16 protein-coding genes are annotated in these 18079 nt (G+C 57.7%); 8 read left to right on the top strand and 8 right to left on the bottom strand.

The annotated features are described in order from the left end of the window. Positions 1 to 81: 81 nt before the first annotated feature. The 4 genes from Q334_RS0108715 to Q334_RS0108700 all read left to right on the top strand — a co-directional run bounded on the left by Q334_RS0108715 (position 82) and on the right by Q334_RS0108700 (position 3225). On the top strand, positions 82 to 945 hold the full coding sequence (locus tag Q334_RS0108715; RefSeq protein WP_027312874.1) for an ABC transporter permease: 864 nt from the start codon (positions 82 to 84) through the stop codon (positions 943 to 945). Continuing rightward, complete coding sequence (locus tag Q334_RS0108710; RefSeq protein WP_027312873.1) at positions 942 to 2138, top strand: quaternary amine ABC transporter ATP-binding protein; 1197 nt, start codon at positions 942 to 944, stop codon at positions 2136 to 2138. Before Q334_RS0108715 ends, Q334_RS0108710 begins: the two co-directional genes overlap by 4 nt. A 93-nt stretch (positions 2139 to 2231) precedes the next feature. Further along, positions 2232 to 2747 carry a 2TM domain-containing protein gene (locus Q334_RS18540; RefSeq protein ID WP_051527659.1) on the top strand — a complete coding sequence of 172 codons (516 nt, stop codon included), beginning with the start codon at positions 2232 to 2234 and terminating at the stop codon, positions 2745 to 2747. After that, complete coding sequence (locus Q334_RS0108700) at positions 2737 to 3225, top strand: GNAT family N-acetyltransferase (RefSeq protein WP_035461202.1); 489 nt, start codon at positions 2737 to 2739, stop codon at positions 3223 to 3225. The genes Q334_RS18540 and Q334_RS0108700 overlap by 11 nt, the downstream gene beginning before the upstream one ends. Here Q334_RS0108700 and Q334_RS0108695 read toward each other — a convergent pair. Beyond that, positions 3222 to 4115 (bottom strand): LysR family transcriptional regulator ArgP, encoded by an 894-nt coding sequence (locus tag Q334_RS0108695; protein ID WP_027312871.1) that lies wholly within the window; start codon positions 4113 to 4115, stop codon positions 3222 to 3224. The two genes, Q334_RS0108700 and Q334_RS0108695, sit on opposite strands and share 4 nt — an antisense overlap. A gap of 99 nt (positions 4116 to 4214) precedes the next feature. On the opposite strand from Q334_RS0108695, the gene Q334_RS0108690 reads away from it, so the two are divergent. After that, positions 4215 to 4829 (top strand): LysE/ArgO family amino acid transporter, encoded by a 615-nt coding sequence (locus tag Q334_RS0108690; protein ID WP_027312870.1) that lies wholly within the window; start codon positions 4215 to 4217, stop codon positions 4827 to 4829. Between the two features lie 115 nt (positions 4830 to 4944). Further along, on the top strand, positions 4945 to 5367 hold the full coding sequence (locus Q334_RS0108685; protein WP_027312869.1) for a bleomycin resistance protein: 423 nt from the start codon (positions 4945 to 4947) through the stop codon (positions 5365 to 5367). On the opposite strand, the gene Q334_RS0108680 is transcribed toward Q334_RS0108685, so the two are convergent. Beyond that, positions 5364 to 7025: a UbiD family decarboxylase gene (locus tag Q334_RS0108680; protein ID WP_027312868.1), complete on the bottom strand. Its 1662-nt coding sequence runs from the start codon at positions 7023 to 7025 to the stop codon at positions 5364 to 5366. The genes Q334_RS0108685 and Q334_RS0108680 overlap by 4 nt on opposite strands. 102 nt (positions 7026 to 7127) lie before the next feature. On the opposite strand from Q334_RS0108680, the gene Q334_RS0108675 reads away from it, so the two are divergent. Further along, complete coding sequence (locus tag Q334_RS0108675; RefSeq protein WP_027312867.1) at positions 7128 to 8069, top strand: DUF2608 domain-containing protein; 942 nt, start codon at positions 7128 to 7130, stop codon at positions 8067 to 8069. Positions 8070 to 8120: 51 nt separating this feature from the next. On the opposite strand, the gene Q334_RS0108670 is transcribed toward Q334_RS0108675, so the two are convergent. The 6 genes from Q334_RS0108670 to Q334_RS0108645 form a co-directional block, all read right to left on the bottom strand. Continuing rightward, complete coding sequence (locus Q334_RS0108670; protein WP_027312866.1) at positions 8121 to 9668, bottom strand: GMC oxidoreductase; 1548 nt, start codon at positions 9666 to 9668, stop codon at positions 8121 to 8123. Between the two features lie 66 nt (positions 9669 to 9734). After that, entirely contained in the window at positions 9735 to 10601 is an 867-nt protein-coding gene (locus Q334_RS19980; RefSeq protein WP_051527658.1) for a hypothetical protein, read from the bottom strand. 11 nt (positions 10602 to 10612) lie between these two features. Beyond that, complete coding sequence (locus Q334_RS19975; RefSeq protein WP_051527657.1) at positions 10613 to 12244, bottom strand: ferritin-like domain-containing protein; 1632 nt, start codon at positions 12242 to 12244, stop codon at positions 10613 to 10615. Position 12245: 1 nt separating this feature from the next. Next, entirely contained in the window at positions 12246 to 14045 is a 1800-nt protein-coding gene (locus tag Q334_RS0108655; protein WP_027312864.1) for a GMC family oxidoreductase, read from the bottom strand. Next, the gene (locus tag Q334_RS0108650) at positions 14038 to 15870 is read right to left on the bottom strand and encodes a GMC family oxidoreductase (protein ID WP_027312863.1); all 1833 of its coding nucleotides are present in this window, start codon (positions 15868 to 15870) and stop codon (positions 14038 to 14040) included. The genes Q334_RS0108655 and Q334_RS0108650 overlap by 8 nt, the downstream gene beginning before the upstream one ends. After that, positions 15863 to 16309 (bottom strand): hypothetical protein, encoded by a 447-nt coding sequence (locus Q334_RS0108645; protein WP_035461198.1) that lies wholly within the window; start codon positions 16307 to 16309, stop codon positions 15863 to 15865. The genes Q334_RS0108650 and Q334_RS0108645 overlap by 8 nt, the downstream gene beginning before the upstream one ends. A gap of 406 nt (positions 16310 to 16715) precedes the next feature. On the opposite strand from Q334_RS0108645, the gene Q334_RS0108640 reads away from it, so the two are divergent. Then, positions 16716 to 18044 carry a YjiH family protein gene (locus Q334_RS0108640; protein WP_035461196.1) on the top strand — a complete coding sequence of 443 codons (1329 nt, stop codon included), beginning with the start codon at positions 16716 to 16718 and terminating at the stop codon, positions 18042 to 18044. The last annotated feature ends 35 nt before the right edge of the window (positions 18045 to 18079 follow it).

Raw genomic sequence — 18079 nt, 5'->3', positions numbered from 1 at the left:
ACAGTGGGAGCAGTCTGCCATCTTTGCCCTCCAGGGTGACTCGCCCTGGGGGGGATAGGTTATCCCCTCTCTGGAGTCTGTATGTTTCCTGAGTCCCTGACTTTTTCCATCGCCAAACCAGTCAATCGTGCCGTTGACTGGCTAGTGATTGAGTATGGCGATGCTTTTGAAAGCCTCTCCAATGCATTATTAACCGTGCTGATCGGCCTGGAACAGGGTATGAATGCGCTGCCCTGGTGGGGACTGATTGGCGTGGTGGCCGCCATTGCCTTTGCCGCTAGCCGCGACTGGAAGCTGCCACTGTTCACCAGCCTCCTGCTGCTGTTATTAGGCATGTTGGGCCTATGGCAACAGGGTATCCAGACCCTGGCATTGATGCTGGTCGCCACCGGTTTGTCGGTGGTGATTGGCATCCCCATCGGCATTGCCATGGCCAGCAGCGATCGCCTGCGCCTGTTCTTACAGCCGCTCCTCGACATTATGCAAACCATGCCGAGTTTCGTGTATTTGATCCCAGCCCTGATGCTGTTTGGCTTGGGCAAGGTGCCCGCCATTTTTGCCACCATTATCTATGCCGTCCCTCCTTTAATCCGCCTGACGGACTTAGGCATCCGCATGGTAGATAAAGAGGTGATGGAAGCCAGCCGGGCCTTTGGCGCCAACCGCTGGCAACAACTCTGGGGGGTACAGCTACCCCTGGCGCTGCCTAATATCCTTGCTGGTATCAACCAAACCACCATGATGGCCCTATCCATGGTGGTGATTGCCTCCATGATCGGCGCCCGTGGCCTGGGCGAACAGGTGCTGTTAGGCATTCAGCGCTTAGATGTGGGCAAGGGGCTGGAAGCCGGTATCGGTATCGTCCTGCTCGCCATCCTGTTTGACCGTATCACCCAGGCCTATGGCCAACGTCGCCAGTTACGCGAGCAGGGAGGCAAGGCATGAACAAAATCGAAGTACAAAACATCTATAAAATCTTCGGCAAACGGCCCGAGCAGGCCCTGACAGCAGTGCAAGCCGGCATCAGCAAAGCGCAGCTACGCCAGCAAAGTGGCCATATCCTCGGCTTGAGGGAGATCACTCTTAGCATTCCTGCCGGGCAAACCTTCGTCATTATGGGACTCTCCGGCTCCGGCAAGTCGACCCTGATTCGCCACTTTAACCGCCTGATTGATCCCACCGCCGGTGACATTCTGGTGGATGGCCAAAGTCTGATGCAGATGAGCCCTGCCCAATTGCAGGATTTTCGCCGGCATAAGATCAGCATGGTGTTCCAACGCTTTGGCCTGATGCCACACCACTGTGTGCTGGAGAACGTCGCCTATGGTTTGAAGATTCAGGGAGTGAGCAAAGCTGAACGCCAACAACAAGCACAACGCTGGATAGAACTGGTGGGCCTGCAGGGGTTTGAAGATGCCTATCCGGAGCAACTCTCCGGCGGCATGCAGCAACGGGTTGGCCTGGCCCGTGCCCTTTGCACCAACCCGGACATCCTGCTAATGGACGAAGCTTTTAGCGCCCTTGACCCTTTGATCCGGCGTGAAATGCAAGATCAGCTGATGCAGATTCAAAATCAGCTGCACAAAACCATTGTGTTTATCACCCACGATTTGGATGAAGCGTTACGCCTGGGCAACCAGATTGCCATTCTTAAAGATGGGGAAATTCAGCAAGTCGGCACGCCGCAACAAATCTTGCTGCAACCGGCCAATGACTATGTCGATGCCTTTGTGCAGGACATTAATCGCAGCCGGGTACTCACTGCCGCACTGGCGGCGCAGCCCGTTGCTTGTATTGCTGCTGACAGCTCTCCCCAGCAGGCGCTACAGCAACTACAACAGCAAGATATCCCGCTGGCCATGGTTGTGGATGCCGAGCAGCATCTGCTCGGCATGGTCGAGCAACAGCAATTGCAGCAGCAACAGAGTGATAACCTGCAACAGCTGACATCCAGTGTGCCCAGCATTGCCGCCGATGCCCTTCTGGAAGAAGCCATCCAGCAATTGGCCGAGGCAGGCCATCCCTTACCGGTGGTCGATGCCGAGCAACGGTTACAGGGTCTCATCTCGGCAGATAGCGCCCTCAAAGCCCTCACCGACACCCCCTGTCAGGAACCTGCCAAGCCGCCAGTCAGCTGACTGGCGGGTGCCTGACGTGTTGCTGTCGGCTGACTGTCCTGGCTGTAGCAGGCCGCGGCTGCCATACTGGCCGCATCAACTGGAGGGACACCGATGAACGTGGAAATCAAAGCCTTACGCCTGCAGCGCGGCTGGTCACAGGAACAACTGGCCAGCATCAGTGGTGTGAGCGTACGCACCATTCAACGCCTGGAAAATGGTGCCAGCGCCTCTCTCGATACCCGCAAAGCCTTAGCAGCAGCCATGGACTTGCCCCTACCACAACTAGATGAAGCAACTAGCCAAGAGCCAACCAGTTCAGAGCGAGTCAGTAATGAGGAGGTGCGCCAGCTGCAAAAGCGCATCCGCGCCCAACGCCGCCTCTATCAGCAGGGACTCAGCTATCTGGGCTTGATTGTGCTGCTGGCCATCATCAATCTGCTTACCTCACCGGAGTATCTGTGGTTCCTGTGGCCAGCACTGGGTTGGGGCATTGCCCTCGCCATTCAGGCGATGAGCTACTTTGGTCATCTCAATCTATTCAATCGAGATTGGGAACAACGCCAACTGGCCAAACAACTGCGCAAACGTGAAGCAACCAGCACACAGGATCAAACCGATGCAGATTAGTCCGATGACCGAGGCCGATTTTGCTGCCTTCTGGCCCTGCTTTCAGGCCATTATCGCCGCCCAGGAAACCTACGCCTTTGAGCCGGACTTAACCCAGCAGCAGGCCTATCAACTCTGGTGTGAACTACCTTTGCAAAGCTGGGTCGCCAAGGATGCAGAGGGGCAAATTCTCGGTAGCTACTACCTCAAGGCCAATGCCGCCGGCCCCGGCAAGCACGTCTGCAACTGTGGCTACATGGTCAACCCTGCCGCCCAGGGGCAAGGGGTAGCCAGTGCCCTCTGCCAGCACTCCCAACAACAGGCACGGGCAGCCGGGTTTTACGCTATGCAATTTAACTCGGTGGTCTCCAGCAACCACCGCGCCGTCGCGCTCTGGCAACGTCTCGGCTTTCGCATCGTCGGCACCTTGCCCGGTGCCTATCGCCACCCACGCCTGGGATTGGTAGACAGCTATGTGATGTACAAAGTCCTCGTTTAAGCAGGCTCCATCACCTTGCCAGCCTCTTTTACCAATAACTTACCCAACGCAGCCAAGGCCGGGGTTTGCAGGCGCCAGTGATACCAGTACAGCGCCACCGGCAGCGGATTAGCCGGAGCCAGATTGACCAGAGTACCGGCGGCCAGCTCCGCACGAATCTGTACCTCCGGCACCAGGCCATAGGCAATACCGCGGCTGATTGCCCCCACAAAGCCATCGACAGAGGGCACCACATGGTAGGGATAATCCCCTGGCCCCAATTGGTGGAAGCGGCTCAGATAGCGATCCTGCATCAGGTCGTTGGGACCAAACAAAATGGCCGGAGCCTGGCTCAGGCTGGCTCTGTCCATGCCATTGGGAAAGTAACGCTGGGCAAAGGCCGGGGTCGCCACCATCACATAGGGCATGACCCCGAGCAGGGTGCGATTACAGCCTGGTACCTGGGCCTCCTGGGCACTGACACAGCCAATCACCTCACCTTTCTTCAGTTTGGTCAGGGTGAAGTCCTGATCCTCCACCACCAGATCCACCAGCACCCGCTGCTGCTCAAACAGCTGGGCAAACACCGGCAATAACCAGATGGTCAGGCTGTCGGCATTGACCGCCAAGCGCATACGGGTGAACTCGTCCTGGGCAAAGGCCTGGAGTTCTTGCTGCAAGCTATGCTCCAGCAACTGTACCTTTTGTACATGGGCGAGCAGTTTTTCCCCCTCGGCGGTGGCTTTGAGCGGCGTACCCCGAATCAATACCGGCTGCCCCATGCGCTCTTCCAGTAAACGAATCCGTTGTGATACCGCCGACTGGGTAATACATAACTGTTCCGCTGCCCGCTCAAAGCTTTGCCACTGCAAGACGGCCGCTAACGCCTCCAGCAATTTATAGTCGAGCATATAAATTTCTCTAATCTATATTTAACAATATTAGTTTTATTAACTTTATAGCGCCCTTTAGACTGCCAAGCAAATCCACTCTTTCTAAGGATCTGCGCCATGATCATCAGCTGGACGCCCTTCTGGCAGGGCATGAGTCTCAGTGCCGCCTTAATTATTGCCATCGGCGCCCAAAACGCCTGGGTACTTAGCCAGAGCATTCGTGGTCAGCATGGCTTGGCCATCGCCCTGGTCTGCACCCTTAGTGATTGGATTCTGATTGCCTTGGGGGTAATGGGGGTCGGTAGTTTACTGGCGCAGTATCCCGATGCTGCCACCCTGGCGGCCTGGCTGGGGGGGCTGTTCCTGGCGGGTTATGGCGTCCTGTCCTGGCATCGCGCCCTGACCCGTGAACAGCGCCTGACCCTACAGCAGATTGAACGCGCCCCCTGGCCTAAAGTGCTGCTGATTACCCTGGCGGTCACCTGGCTAAACCCTCATGCTTGGCTTGATACCGTAGTGCTGATCGGTGGCCTCGGCGCCCAGTACAGCGATGCCGAGCGTCCAGCCTTTGCCCTGGGAGCGATGTTTATCTCGATTTGCTGGTTTTTAAGCCTGACCCTGGCTGGGCGCTGGTTAGCCCCCTACTTTCAGCAAAGCTGGACCTGGAAGGCACTGGATGCCGGTACCGGTAGCCTGATGCTGGTTCTCGCCTGGCAGCTGCTGCCACTGTAAATTGTTACGCCAATCGTAGGTTATGTAACTTCTAGTTCTTGTTATTCGGCTCATCTGTACAGATAATGCACAGCTTTTGCGCGCTCAGCCGCGCATCCCGATCAAGGAGGAAGCTGTGCCCAGCCATCATTTCTGGAACCCAATGGTGCCTGAACTCATTGTCAGCCAGTTTGATGAGTCCCTCGATTTTTACACCAGCCTGCTGGGCTTCGAACTCCGCCACCAGCGCCCCCTCCCACGGGTAGCCTACCTCGATCAGCAAGGCGCCCAGCTGTTGCTCAGCGAGCGCCACCCCGACTCCTGGCTCAGCGGCCCACTGCAACGCCCCTATGGCCGTGGCATGAATCTGAAGATTGAACTGGCCGATATTGACCCGCTGTACTTGCGCCTGAAGGCGGTCAACTACCCGCTGTTTGCCGAACTGGAAGAGCATTGGTTTGACTGCGGTCAGGCTGTGCTCGGTAGCCGCGAGTTTGTCCTGCTCGATCCCGACGGCTACCTGCTGCGCTTCAGCCAGTTTTTAGGTCAACGCGGTTAATCCTCTGCGCCCCCCTGGCTAAACCCCCACTCCCGCCATTTCTGTTTGATTTTTTGCTGCAAGGGCAAGGGGTAATTGGTCGCAAAACTCAGTACCTGCTCCAGGGGCTGATTGACCTGTGACTGAATCTGCAGGCAGCTATACACCACCAGCCCCCCCCTTCCACGCAGCTTGGTGGCCACATCCAGATAAATCTGCAAGCCGGTACCATCGGAATCATATTGCGGGTAGTGATACACCCCCTGCACCGGGTTGTTACGGGTAGCCAATGCCCAGGCCACCTTATCGATATCATCTGGTGGAATATCCTCCCCCACCACGATCAGCTTGGCGGTGGTTTTGCCAACATGATGCGTCCAGAACACCTCGGCAATCTGATCTATAAACTCCTTCACGGTGTAACCGGTCAGGCGATGCCAGTCATCCCGCACCCGAATCACCAGCCAATGGGAGGACGCCTCAAAGGGACTGAAGCAATCCAGCACCGGCAATCCCGACTGCTGGAAGAACAGCCGCGCCGTGGTGGAGAGACAAAAGCCCCCCAGGATCAGAGTCGAATCGATCGGCACGCCAGGAATACAGATCGGCAAAATAGCCTGATCACGGAAGGTAATGCAGGTAATTTTGGCCAGGGGTTTCAGCCCCGCCTCATTGGACAGATAACCCGGGAACTCACCAAAGGGGCCTTCCACCACCGACTCCGAGGCACTCACCACCCCCTCAATCACGATTTCACACTGGGCCGGCACCATCACTTCACAGGTTTCCGCCTTGACCATCTCCAGCCCCTTGCCGAGAAAAGCCGACGCATAGAGATACTCATCATGCCAGGCGGGAGGCGCCGCCGAGAGTAGCATTGTCGCCGCCGGCGGTACCCCGAGGGCGATCACAAAAGGGCAATCCTTACCCTGATCCTTCCACATATTGTAAATCATGCCGTTATGCTGGAACGGCAGCCACAGGCCCACCACCCTATCCTTGGCATAGTGCGGACCCGGTACCCAATGGCGACCACTGGGATTAACCTGCGCTGGCGGCGGAGGGGTGTTCGCCTGTGGACGATTTTCCGCAATCATCGCCCGGCTGAAGGACCAGTTGGTCCAGGCATCCTTATCCAGGGTATAAGCATCGGCGGGCACCTCCACCCCTGGCGGCGTGCGCACCATGATGGCACCGGCAGTCTGGAAGTAACGGCCGCCATCGCCATCATGCAAAATCGGCGCCGGGATTTTGGTCATGTCCACCTCTTCCCCCTGCCAGATATTCTGCTTACAGGGTGCCTCGGCTTTATCCACCATAACCGGCGCATGGGGCTCGCCCCCCAAGACTTCAATAAAGGCGTCCTGGATCTCCAGCGGCTGGGCATCCTCCGGCAGCCCCAGCATTAAGGCCAAGCGCATCCAGGCTTTACCCGGCGTGGAGCTGACGGTTGGCCCCATTTCCGCCGCCCGAAACCCCGGTGCGTCTTTCACCTTATTAAACAGTGGCATTTCACTGCGGCTTTCACAGGCATGGCGTAATATAGCCCCCATTTCCAAATACCAATCGACTTCCTCATTTATTTCCACCAGTTGCTCATGCCGACGCATTAGTTCGAGATAATCCCGATAGGAATGGGGGATTTTGTTTTTATCAATTGTTAATTTACGCCTTGCCATTACTTTCTCCTTTTGTTTTTAACCAAGCATACCCATCAATACCTTTCCATTTAGCAGTTGGTAGCCACTCTTTTAAAAAGTGTTTAACACAGGATACCTACTATGAAACCTTCTCTTTTCCTTTTTACCCTTAGCCTTTCCCTCAGCGGTGCCAGTTGGGGGGCGGCCAGCCAGCACCGGGTCGCTGACTTTGGCGAGCTTGCCGGCTATCTCCAACAGAGCGGCAGCCCCAGCACCACCCTGTTGGTGATGGATAATGACGACACCCTCACCATGATGCCCTGCCGCCAGCTGCCCAGTGATTGCCAGTACCTGGGGGGCCCAGCCTGGTACAGCTGGCAGTCCCAGTTAATCCAGCACGACTCCCCCTCCCCCATGCGTGTCGCCCAGGACAGTAGCGGCCTGCTCAGTATCAGCAGCCTGTTATTCGCCATGAACCGCATGCCCTATACCGAACAAGACATCCCTGGCGTCCTCAACCAAGCCAGCCTGAAAGGTATCCGCCTGTTGGTCGAAACTGCCCGGGGCCCCAGTGATGCCAATGCCACCGAGCAACAATTTGCTGCCTTGCCTACGGCCTTTTCCCGCTATAACAATTTTCTCAGTTTAATTAGCCAGAATAGTCTTATTCTTGCTGCTGATTTACCGGCTTATGCCTCCCCTATTCAACCATGTAATATTCCCGGCAGCCGTCAGGTGGCTTATCAAAATGGTATTTATTATGTCGCCGGACAGAATAAAGGCATTATGCTTTCCTGCCTGTTAACTAAATTTGAGCAGAGCGTTCCCGCTAATCCAGGCCTGCCTATTACTCATATTGTTTTTATCGACGACACCCTGGCGAATGTCGAGGATGTTTATCAGCAATTTAAAAACGATGACCGTTATCAGGTCACCGCTTTGCATTACACCGCCCTCCAAGCCCATAAAGCGGCCCTCACCCAAGGCCCCAAAGCCGCTGAGCTACAGCGACAAGCCAGCCAACAATGGCAACACCTGAAGCAGAGCCTGGAGGCCAACCTGGCACAACCCATGCTGCCTTAAACCACTCTGCTCCGGCCCCCTTCCCTGGGGGCCATGTCAGGATGGCTCTGCTCAGCTTTGCGCAAACTGCTGCGCCAGGGCAAAAGCCTGGGCGACGCCGGTCAGGGTGGGGTTCCAGGAGCCTGGGCGAGGGAACAACATGCTGCCCAGCCCATACACATTCTCAAACTGATGCATGCGTCCATCGGCACGAGTGACCGAGGTGGCGGGGTCATCCCCCATCCATAGCGTGCCCGCCTCATGCACCAAGCCCTGATTACGGATCGACTGCGGTGGTATTGCCCGCCAGCAGATGCTGCCATCGGCCTGGGTATGCTGGTATTCCACCGGCGCCTCCGCCACCAGCGCCTCCATCACGGCAAAGGTGGCTTGATCCATCGCCTGCCAGAACTGGCTATCCTGCGGTTGTAACTGAATACAGACCTCGGCCGTGCCATCGCTCAGGGTGCCAACATAGTTCCAGGAATCCTGCGAACGCTGTCCCAAGAATTCCCCCATGGAATGCAGCATAAAGACCACATAGTTTGGATCCTGGTAGGCAGCCAAGGCCGCCGGGGTCGAGGCGTCCGGCAGGATGCGGTAGAGCACATCCAGGCTCTGCGCGGGCTGAGGGTTATGCACCACACTGATATGGGTGTGCATCAGGCGACCAGTGACCTTATCCTGCCCCGGCAGATAATAGGCCACCGCCTGCAGCCTGTCCGTCAGGCCCGGCACCGCCGAGGCTGGCACCCGAGCGGCCAGCCAGGAGCGAATATGACCACAGAGGTTTTTTCCCACCAGCGGCATCTGCGGGAAGGAGCGGGTCAGCAGAAAGCCTGCCTCCAGGGTATTACAGGCCAGGATCAGCTGCGCATTGCCCACCTGCAGGGTGCCCGCTGCGGTCTCAATGGCATCAATTCGCTGACCGCTGGCCTGCAGCTGCAACACCTCGGCTTCCACCACCACCCGTAGTTGCTGGGGATAGGCCTGCAGATCCTGCACTAGCACGGCAATGGGGGCAAACTTGGCCCAATCTTCCGGTGGCACATCCTGGCCAGTGGCCATGGCCGAGTCCAGCGCACTGGGGCTGGCCTGGGGTTTGGCACCGGGAATCTGACTGAGTTGGCTGAACAAGCGCTCGCCCATCTGCTGATGCAAGCTGGCATTGGCATTACCAGGAGTGCGCAGGGAGTAACGCCGCCCCATGTAGTGGCCAGTGGCATACCACTGGGGGTTCAGTCGCTCAATTGCCTGCTCCGGCCAGTCAGGCATTTCAGTACTATCGGGCTGCGGTGTCCAGGCATTCCAGAACAATGCCCGGCCACCGACATAGGGGATCTGCGGCATAAAGTTCAGATTCGGTGTGCCCCGGTATTCCCAGGGCCGAATGCCCACCTCGGTATTGAGCTTGATATAGGTGGGGGGCAGGTTCTGAATATGATCCGGAATCAGATAGCTGCCCTTATCCAGTACCAGAATCCGCACTCCCGGCTGCAGCTCTAACATGCGGTGGGCAAAGCTGGAGCCATAGGCGCCACCACCAATCACAATGTAATCAAACTGCTGTTGTTGCACCTCATCCAGGGTGGAGAAGTACAGCTTATCGACCTCATTCATGCTTCACTCCTTGGCCCCGGCCAGCGGGGCCTGCTAATCGCGACAGGGTGTGCAAAGGCACAGGGCTCAGGGGTAATAGGCCCGGCTCTGAATTGCCGCGGGCTGGGAGTTATAGGTACGCACCGCCACCGGCGCGACATTGGCCAGCAGTTTTTCCATGTCCTGACGCATCGGATGGTTGCTGGTGCCCAGGGTCAGGCTGACCGCCTGGGGGGTGCTGGGGTCGAGGAAATAGGTCGGCATCGCCTGCAGGATATTCCAGCGGCATCCGATCATCTTGCCCTCATGGCTGCCGTACTCGGTGATGGGGGAGAAATTGCCCGGCACCGGGGTTAAACCACAGGTATCAACGATGCAGGTGAAGATGGCCTGGTTGGCATTGTCCGGATCATCCACCCGGAAGCCCCAGGTACTGACCCACTCCGGCTGATAGCATTCGCGGCTCTGACGGACCGGGTTGGGGGAAGCCAAATTAACCTTGAAGGAGGTCTTAAACTTCGGCTCACCAAACAACCCCTTGCCGGCGGCAATCGCCACATCTGCATCACAGGGCACCCACACCCGGTGATTGCCATACACCTTGGTCTGATCACCGCTTTGCAGGTATTCGCGGTAGTCGATCTGTTCCACCTCCGCGGCCCGTTGCTGCGGATAGGCGACAATATTCAGCTCCAACTCCTGGGTAATGGCGGCGCCACTGCTGGCCCACTGCTCCGGCGGGGTATCCACCCCACTGGCAAACTGGCCGCTATAAAGCTGAAAGTTAAAACTCACCATCGCTTTGCCATCAAACAACGCCGGGGCCAGGTCACTGCCTTGCAGGTAGGGCAATACCCGCTCTTTGGGCACCAGATAAAACACCCCCACATTGGTCAGGGAGGCGTAGTAAAACGGCATGGTAAAGGGATAGGGAATACTGGGCAGATTGGACATCATCTTCTCCTTCACTTCTTTGGCTGAGGTTGGGGATAAGCTGATGCCCTAAGTGCGGCCCTTATCGGATCGGGGTCGAAATACTGCCGCATCAGCGTAATTTTAAAATTGGCATCAAACTGGTAGCGAATTGCCCAGTCGTAGTGGTAGGGAGCACCCGTCGCCTTGGTACTGCCTTGCTCGCCGCCATAGGCCATGGCGGCCAGGCCATCGATAAACACCGCCTCAATACCGGCGCTGCCGAAGTTGACCGTGTCCCCCAAGAGGGTCCAGAAGCGACTAAAACCTTGATGACCGTAGAAGACCCCCAGGTAGGGCACCTCCACCGGGCCGGAAATATCCCAGATCACCGACTCCGCCAGGCAACTCAACGCCAGGGGCAAATCCCCCTGGGAATAGGCCTGCTGCAACTGCGCCAGGGTAGTCGCCACCCCCGGTTGCCCACTGGGGCTCGCCTGCATGGCCTGTGCTTTGCCCATCGGACAGCCACGGCGGGGTTCGTTACCGGCCACCGCCACCCGTTTAATCAGGGTTAAATCCGGCGCGACATATTCAAAGGTCGGCACGCAGTGGTATTCGTCAAAACCGGGCAGGGGGTTGGCGGTAATGGCATTAAAATCATCACGCAGGCTGCACATGCCCACGACCGCCGGCAGCAACAGCCCAGGCTGGCCGGTAAAGGCGAGCTGCAGCTGCGCCAGTAATTGGCAATAGCGCTGGTTAAAACGATACACCGCTTGGCGTACCTCACCCTCCGGGTAGTCCGCCAGTTTCATATCCACCGGCACCTGGATGGCACCCTGCCAGGGCACCTCCAGCTTGCTGCCGCTAGGATGATTGATCTTGTCGCCTGGCTGATACAGCCGTCCCAGTTGTAACTGCTGGAAGCGGTAATAGTGGGCGACTTCACGAAAGCCCCCTTCCTCTTCACTTAAGGGGCCGGTCCACTCTGAATCCGGCGTCCCTTCCCCCTGATCAACAATCAGCTGCAGGGCTTGCAGGGCCTGTTTGAGATTGTGCACCTCAAGGATGCCGCCACCACCATCGTAATAGAACGCATGGGGTGGGATTTGCCGACTCGGATCACCACAGAACACCGCCTGCTCACCGTAGCGGGCCACCGCCGCCCTTAAGCGCGCCTCGATAAAGGCATAAAACTCGCCAATGGTCATCTCATTACGGCGGAACGAGGCCACCTTCAACGGGTCAATCGCCGCCGGGCGTTCAATCGCCATGCCCTGCTCCACCCCCTCATGGCTAAAGCCAAACAGGCTGACGCGAATGCCATCGATGCCATAGGGTAAGGCCGCCGGATAATCCGGCATAAAGCCTGGGCTCGCTATCTGCGGCTCGCCACCAATGGCATTGAGCACATTGGCCACCAGCGAGAAGTGCAGCATCTCCTCCACCACCACCGAGCGAATGATTTCCACCACCTGCCACTGGGTCTGACTCGGCAGGGTATAGAGCATCGTGAGGTAGGGTGGAATGGTGGCGTGCTCCAGCGCCAGCGCGCTTTGCAGCAGCTCACGCAGATCCGCCAGTTCATCTTGCAGTGACTTGTGGCTCTGCAGGGGGACATAGCCCTTGGCAGCAAACTCAGCCTGCAGGGTTGCTGCATCCAGGGTAGAAACGCTTTTCATATCACGAGCTCCTTGCCAGCAAATGCTGGGCTGTGCGCAGGGTGAGAGCAGTCATGGTGAGGGTGGGGTTAGAGGTGCCCAGGGTGGGCATGCTGCCGCAGCCAATCACATAGAGGTTGGGGTGTTGCCAGGCTTGCTGATAGGAGTTCACCACCGAGCTGGCGGCCTGCTTGCCCATACGATGGGTACCGGCCACGTGGCCGACCCCGGACCAGCTATACCCCTGCTGGCCAAACTCGAAGTAGCCCGGATTGCTGGGCTGATACTGGCTGTAATCCTCGATGCCTAACTGGCGGAATAACTGCACCGCCAGCTGGCGGGCAAACACCATCCCCGCCTGGCTGTAGTGATCGACCTGATAGTGCAGCACGGGCCGGTAGTTACCCAGGCGATCACGCCAGCGCGGGTCGATCTCCACCCGGTTAAAACGGCTGGGCAATTGCTCGGTCATCATGTCCAGCCGAATCTGCCGCGGCAGTGTCGCCCCCAGCCGCTGACGCAGGTCGCGGCCATAGCAACCCTGCTCAATCAGGGCGATGCTGCTGTCGTTTGGCTCATTAAAGGGCCAGCTCCAGCCCCAGTTGCCGATTTCCAGCACAAAGGCGGCCCGCTGACGGCGAAAATCACCGCCACGATAGTTCACCAGGGTCGAGGTCAACCCCGGACCACGGAAGGCACCAATCGACTGGGGTGCCAGACCCCAGGACAGGATCGCCGGATGATCCATCAGATTGCGTCCCAGCTCACCACTCTGGCCACAGGCTGCGGAGGCTTGCAGCAGGGTGGCGTTTTCGATGGCATTGGCCGCCAAGACGATCCAGGGCGCACTCAAACGCAGAGGGATAAAATCGCTGCTCTGTTCCGTGGCCCAATATTTCACCTGCAGGGCGGTCACCCGGCCACTGCCGGGCTCCAGCTCCAACTGTGATGCCACCGCCTGGGTTAACACCTCCACCTCGGTTTGCGCCAGGGTTTTCAGGCTGTTGTAGCGCGCCTGAATCGGGCAAATCGGAATACAGCTGGAGTTGCCCATGCAGCGCTGCCCCTGGCCTGGGTTGCCCGCTGCACCCTGAACCCGGTAACCCCGGCCCTGGTTGTAGCCGGCATTGGGCAGGCTGTTACGGGCCTGCGGAATCGATTGAATCCGCAGCCGCTGACCATCCTCCAGGCGATAATCACGCAGGCCCTGCTGCATCCATTGATCCAGATAACTGGGCGGTATCCGGTGCATCGGGTAAACATAGTCGGCGGGAAAATGAATCCCCAGGTAGGCTTGCTCCTCGACCTCAGCCGCCACGCCAATTTCCGCCTCCGCCTGACGGTAGTAAGGCTCCAGCTCGTCATAATCCAGGGGCCAGTCCACCCCCACGCCATACTCACGATAGAGGCGAAAGTCCTGCGGCAGCATGCGCGGACAGCTACCAAACCAGTGCAGAGAGGTGCCACCCAAGCGCCGGGTGTAATTACTTTCAAAGGGTTGCGGCCCCATTTGAACAAAGTAGCCTTTGCAGGAAGGTTGGCCCGGGGTGATCTTCTCAACATCGGTCACCTCGGGCTGAGGGGCATTGGCACTGGCGGGAAAGGGGGAGTTGGGCGTCTTCGCCGTGGCACTCATAAAGTGGCGCACATAGCTCAGGTGCTGGCCGTAATCCACCCCGGCCCCCGCCCCTGCCTCAAGGATCAGCACCCGCTTACCTCCCTGCTGCAGTTGCTTGGCCAGGATACTGCCGGCAAAGCCACTGCCAACGATAATCACGTCGTACTGCTTAGCGCTGGCCTCCTGCCAGCTCAGGCTACGCATGACCCTGACCTTGCAGGTCTTGCAGCAGGTTATCCGCCGCCCAAAGAGTCAGTGCCGTCATGGTTAAGGTAGGGTTAGAGGTGCCCAGGGTCGGCATATTGCCGCATCCCACCAGGTACAGATTGGGATGTTGCCAACAACGCTGCTGCGGATTCACCACTGAGGTGGCGGGATCATCCCCCATGCAATGGGTGCCAGCAAAATGGCCAGCGCCAAAGAAACTCAGCGCCTGCCCTTCGTATTCAAAGTAACCGGCCTGATTGGGGGTATATTGGCTGCGATCCTCAATCCCCGCCTGCTTGAAAATCTGCTGGGCAGTACGGGAAGCCTGCACAAAACCAGCACGGGTATAGGGCGACAGATCATAGTGAATCACCGGGCGGTAATTCCCCAGGGCATCCTTGTAGCGTTCATCAATACTGACTCTATTACTCAACTCCGGCAGCTGCTCCACCAGAATACCGAAGCGGAACTGACGGCTGACCTGATCCCGCAAACGCTGGCGTAAATCGGTGCCGATATGACCCTCCCCCAACAATTGCTCCACATCCGACTGGGGAGCATTGGTTGGCCACAACCAACCATCATTGCCCATTTCCATCCGGAAGGGCGCCCGCCGTTGGCGGAATGCACCGGTACGCATGTCCTCAATCCCGGAAGTGGCCAGGGGCCCCCGTAATGGCCACAACGGCTGAGGCGCCAGCCCCCAAGCCAAGAGCTCGGGATGATCCATCAGATTGGCCCCCACCATTTCATTGCCCTTGCAGGCACCCGACGCAAGCAGCAGTACCGCATTGGCCACCGCATGGGCAGCCAGCACATAGCGCTTAGCCTGCACCTGATGCTCGCTATAGTGGGGGCGTTCCGGACTCGGGTAATGTTGGAAATGGATGGCGCTGATCTGCTGGGTGTGGGGATCAATCTGCAGACGGGTGGCAACCGCCTGGGGCAGAATATCGAGATAGTCGGCATCCGCCTGGGCCAGGGTTTTCAGGGCGCTGTACTTGGCTTGGATCGGGCAAATCGGCACGCAGGCGGTGTTACCCATGCAACGCTGCCCCACCCCGGGATTTCCCACCGCGCCAACCGGGCGATAACCACGGCCCTGATCATAAGCCGGATTGGGAATACCATTACGTGCCGCCGGGGTACCCCGCACGTAGAGCTGGAAAGACTCCTCCCCCTCCACAATGGCCATACCATTGACCGCCGCTGCTAGCTGGTTATCGCTCCAACTGGCAGGTAAGCCATGCATCGGATAGACATAGTCCTGACTAAAGTGCACCCCCAGGTAAGCCTGCTCGCTGACCTCCGCTGAGACCCCCAGCTCATATTCGGCGCGGCGGTACCAGGGCTCCAACTGCTCATAGCCAAAGGGCCAGTCACGCCCCACCCCATAACGACTATAGAGCTGAAAATCATCCGGCAGCATCCGCAGGCAGGTGCCCAACCAGTGCAGTGTGGTGCCCCCCAGGTAACGGGTATAGGAAGAGCTAAACGGCAGGGGGCCAAACTGGACAAAATAGCCCTTCTCATCCGGGTGGCCCGGCTTAATCCGTGCGGTATCCGTGACCAGTGGCTCCGGCGCATTAGGATTAACCGGATAGGGCGCATTGGGAATTTTTACCGTGGCCTGATAATAGGTTTGGACAAAGTCCAGGTAGCCCTGATAGCTATCCCCCTGGCCTAGACCGGCCTCCAGAATCAGGCAGCGCTGCCCCGCTTTGCTTAAGCGCTTGGCAACCAGGGCACCGGCTATGCCTCCTCCCACGATCACCACATCGTATTCCCGACTGAGGGCATCCTTCAGGCTGACCTTACTCATGCTCCACCTCCAGACCCTGCTGGGGTGGCATCGCCCAGGCAGCAAAACCTTGCTGCTTGGCGGCTTGAGGGTGGGCGTCAATCGCATTCCAGACCAAGCCCTGTTGATAGGATTCAGGGCTTAAAATTTCGCTCTGACTGGAGTCCTGTGGATCAAACCACTGCCCCAGATACCACAGCTTAATCAGGCTCTGCACCAGGGGTTGCAACTGCGCCTGGCCGGGCTGATAGAGCAGCTGTTGCAGCGCCGCGGCGGACTGCCCGGCACTGGCATAACCCTGCAATAACTGCTGGAAGGGGGCACCGGCCTTTTCCTCCAACCAGGCAAAGTAGGCCTGGGCCTGCCCCGTACCCAATAATTCAAAGCGGGAAAAACCAGTGAGATAAACCGATAACTGAAGGAAATGCTCGAAAGAAGAGCCGGTGGGAAGCGCCTGCATAGTTATTATCCTGTTCTGATTGGCATGCGATCGACCATCGCCCAAGCAGACCTATGCAAAACCCTGCGCACTAACTGGATACAACCTTACATAAGTTGCCTACATCCTCAGGCTGCATCTTTACATAACTTAGCTTTTGGCAAACAAAACTCATAACCACGCCAGTTTTAAGATCGTTTTGATCTGTCAAAGCCAGGCAGACGACTCAATTCAATATAAAAAGTAGGGACTTCCCTCTCACAGCTCCTCTACAGCTCAATCCATTCGTGGCTTGGCCACTTTTCTGGGGCACGGAATAAAAATCTCGTTGACCTGTGCTGAACACTGCCTATATTTGTATATACATTTAAATAAAAACAACACCGATCGCGCCAAAAAGCCGATCTATCTAACAAGGAGCCCTGTGATGACCTCACCCAGTTCAGCCATACCGGAGGAGCGTCGCGTCCCTGCCATCGTCAAGCTGATCGCCTTCAGCCTGATTGGCATCCTGTTCTTTTTCGTCCCTGTCACCCTCAATGGAGTCAGTACCATCCCCCTTGATCACCTGGTGTCCTGGTTGCGCCAGCAGTCCGGCATCGGCCTCTATGCCCTGGCGTTAATCATTGCCGGGGGGCTCTACCCCTTTATCCAGGGTAGCTGGCGACGCAATATGACCAGCCGTATCTTCTCGTTGCTCAAGCTGGCGGGGGTAGTGGTTGGCCTGATGGCCTATTTTGAGGTGGGCCCTGACTTCCTGTTCAGCAAAGACATGCTGCCTTTCCTGTTCAATAAGCTGGTCATCCCGGTGGGGTTGATCGTTCCTATTGGTGCCGTTTTTCTGGCTTTTTTAATCAGCTATGGACTGCTCGAACTGGTCGGGGTGCTGGTACAACCCATCATGCGCCCCCTGTGGAAAACCCCCGGCCGCTCTGCGATTGATGCCGTTGCCTCCTTTGTCGGCAGCTACTCCATTGGCCTGTTGATTACCAATCGGGTGTACAAGGCTGGCGGCTACTCCGCCAAAGAGGCCGCCATTATAGCCACCGGCTTCTCTACCGTATCCGCCACCTTTATGGTGATCGTGGCGAAAACCCTGGGTTTGATGGAAATATGGAACCTGTATTTCTGGTCGACCCTGCTGGTCAGCTTCAGTGTGACCGCCATCCATGTACGTCTCTGGCCACTAGCGGGTATGGACAATCACAGTAGCCAGCCAGAGCCCCAGGTAGCCTCCGGTCAACGCCTGCAACAGGCGATGAGTGAAGGCCTGCAGGTAGCGGAAAAAGCTCCGCCGCTGTGGCAAAGCGTGGCACTCAATCTGAAAGAAGGGGTGGTGATGGCCATCGCCATCCTGCCCTCCATTCTCTCCATTGGTCTGCTGGGCTTGCTGGTCGCCAAGTACACCCCGGTGTTCGACTGGCTGGGCTACCTGTTTTATCCCTTTGCCTGGCTGGCCCAGTTACCCGATCCCCTGGCCATTGGCAAAGCCAGTGCCACGGGGCTGGCGGAAATGTTCCTGCCTGCCTTGCTGATGGCCCAGGCCGATGTCGTCTCCCGCTTTGTCATCGGGGTAGTGTCGGTATCGTCGATTCTGTTCTTCTCCGCCACCATTCCCTGTGTCCTCTCGACCGAGATCCCCCTCAGCGTGCGGCAGATGGTGGTGATTTGGTTCCAGCGGACGGCACTCAGTATTCTGCTCGCCTCCCCGCTGGCCTACTACGCCGCCAGCCAACTGGCCAGTAGCGCGGGTTAAGGGTTTGATTTGACCGAGGGATGCCCTGTAACAGC

It is taken from the genome of Balneatrix alpica DSM 16621, assembly GCF_000619885.1.
Taxonomy (GTDB): domain Bacteria; phylum Pseudomonadota; class Gammaproteobacteria; order Pseudomonadales; family Balneatricaceae; genus Balneatrix; species Balneatrix alpica.
Note: the sequence above shows the minus strand (reverse complement) of the source record. Positions and strands in the feature narration are given on the sequence as shown.

Excerpts from the sequence above, each read along its gene's own strand:
- Q334_RS0108715 (WP_027312874.1), top strand. The coding sequence starts at position 82 with ATGTTTCCTGAGTCCCTGACTTTTTCCATCGCCAAACCAGTCAATCGT.
- Q334_RS0108710 (WP_027312873.1), top strand. The coding sequence starts at position 942 with ATGAACAAAATCGAAGTACAAAACATCTATAAAATCTTCGGCAAACGG.
- Q334_RS18540 (WP_051527659.1), top strand. The coding sequence starts at position 2,232 with ATGAACGTGGAAATCAAAGCCTTACGCCTGCAGCGCGGCTGGTCACAG.
- Q334_RS0108700 (WP_035461202.1), top strand. The coding sequence starts at position 2,737 with ATGCAGATTAGTCCGATGACCGAGGCCGATTTTGCTGCCTTCTGGCCC.
- Q334_RS0108695 (WP_027312871.1), bottom strand. The coding sequence starts at position 4,115 with ATGCTCGACTATAAATTGCTGGAGGCGTTAGCGGCCGTCTTGCAGTGG.
- Q334_RS0108690 (WP_027312870.1), top strand. The coding sequence starts at position 4,215 with ATGATCATCAGCTGGACGCCCTTCTGGCAGGGCATGAGTCTCAGTGCC.
- Q334_RS0108680 (WP_027312868.1), bottom strand. The coding sequence starts at position 7,025 with ATGGCAAGGCGTAAATTAACAATTGATAAAAACAAAATCCCCCATTCC.
- Q334_RS0108675 (WP_027312867.1), top strand. The coding sequence starts at position 7,128 with ATGAAACCTTCTCTTTTCCTTTTTACCCTTAGCCTTTCCCTCAGCGGT.
- Q334_RS0108670 (WP_027312866.1), bottom strand. The coding sequence starts at position 9,668 with ATGAATGAGGTCGATAAGCTGTACTTCTCCACCCTGGATGAGGTGCAA.
- Q334_RS19980 (WP_051527658.1), bottom strand. The coding sequence starts at position 10,601 with ATGTCCAATCTGCCCAGTATTCCCTATCCCTTTACCATGCCGTTTTAC.
- Q334_RS19975 (WP_051527657.1), bottom strand. The coding sequence starts at position 12,244 with ATGAAAAGCGTTTCTACCCTGGATGCAGCAACCCTGCAGGCTGAGTTT.
- Q334_RS0108655 (WP_027312864.1), bottom strand. The coding sequence starts at position 14,045 with ATGCGTAGCCTGAGCTGGCAGGAGGCCAGCGCTAAGCAGTACGACGTG.
- Q334_RS0108650 (WP_027312863.1), bottom strand. The coding sequence starts at position 15,870 with ATGAGTAAGGTCAGCCTGAAGGATGCCCTCAGTCGGGAATACGATGTG.
- Q334_RS0108645 (WP_035461198.1), bottom strand. The coding sequence starts at position 16,309 with ATGCAGGCGCTTCCCACCGGCTCTTCTTTCGAGCATTTCCTTCAGTTA.
- Q334_RS0108640 (WP_035461196.1), top strand. The coding sequence starts at position 16,716 with ATGACCTCACCCAGTTCAGCCATACCGGAGGAGCGTCGCGTCCCTGCC.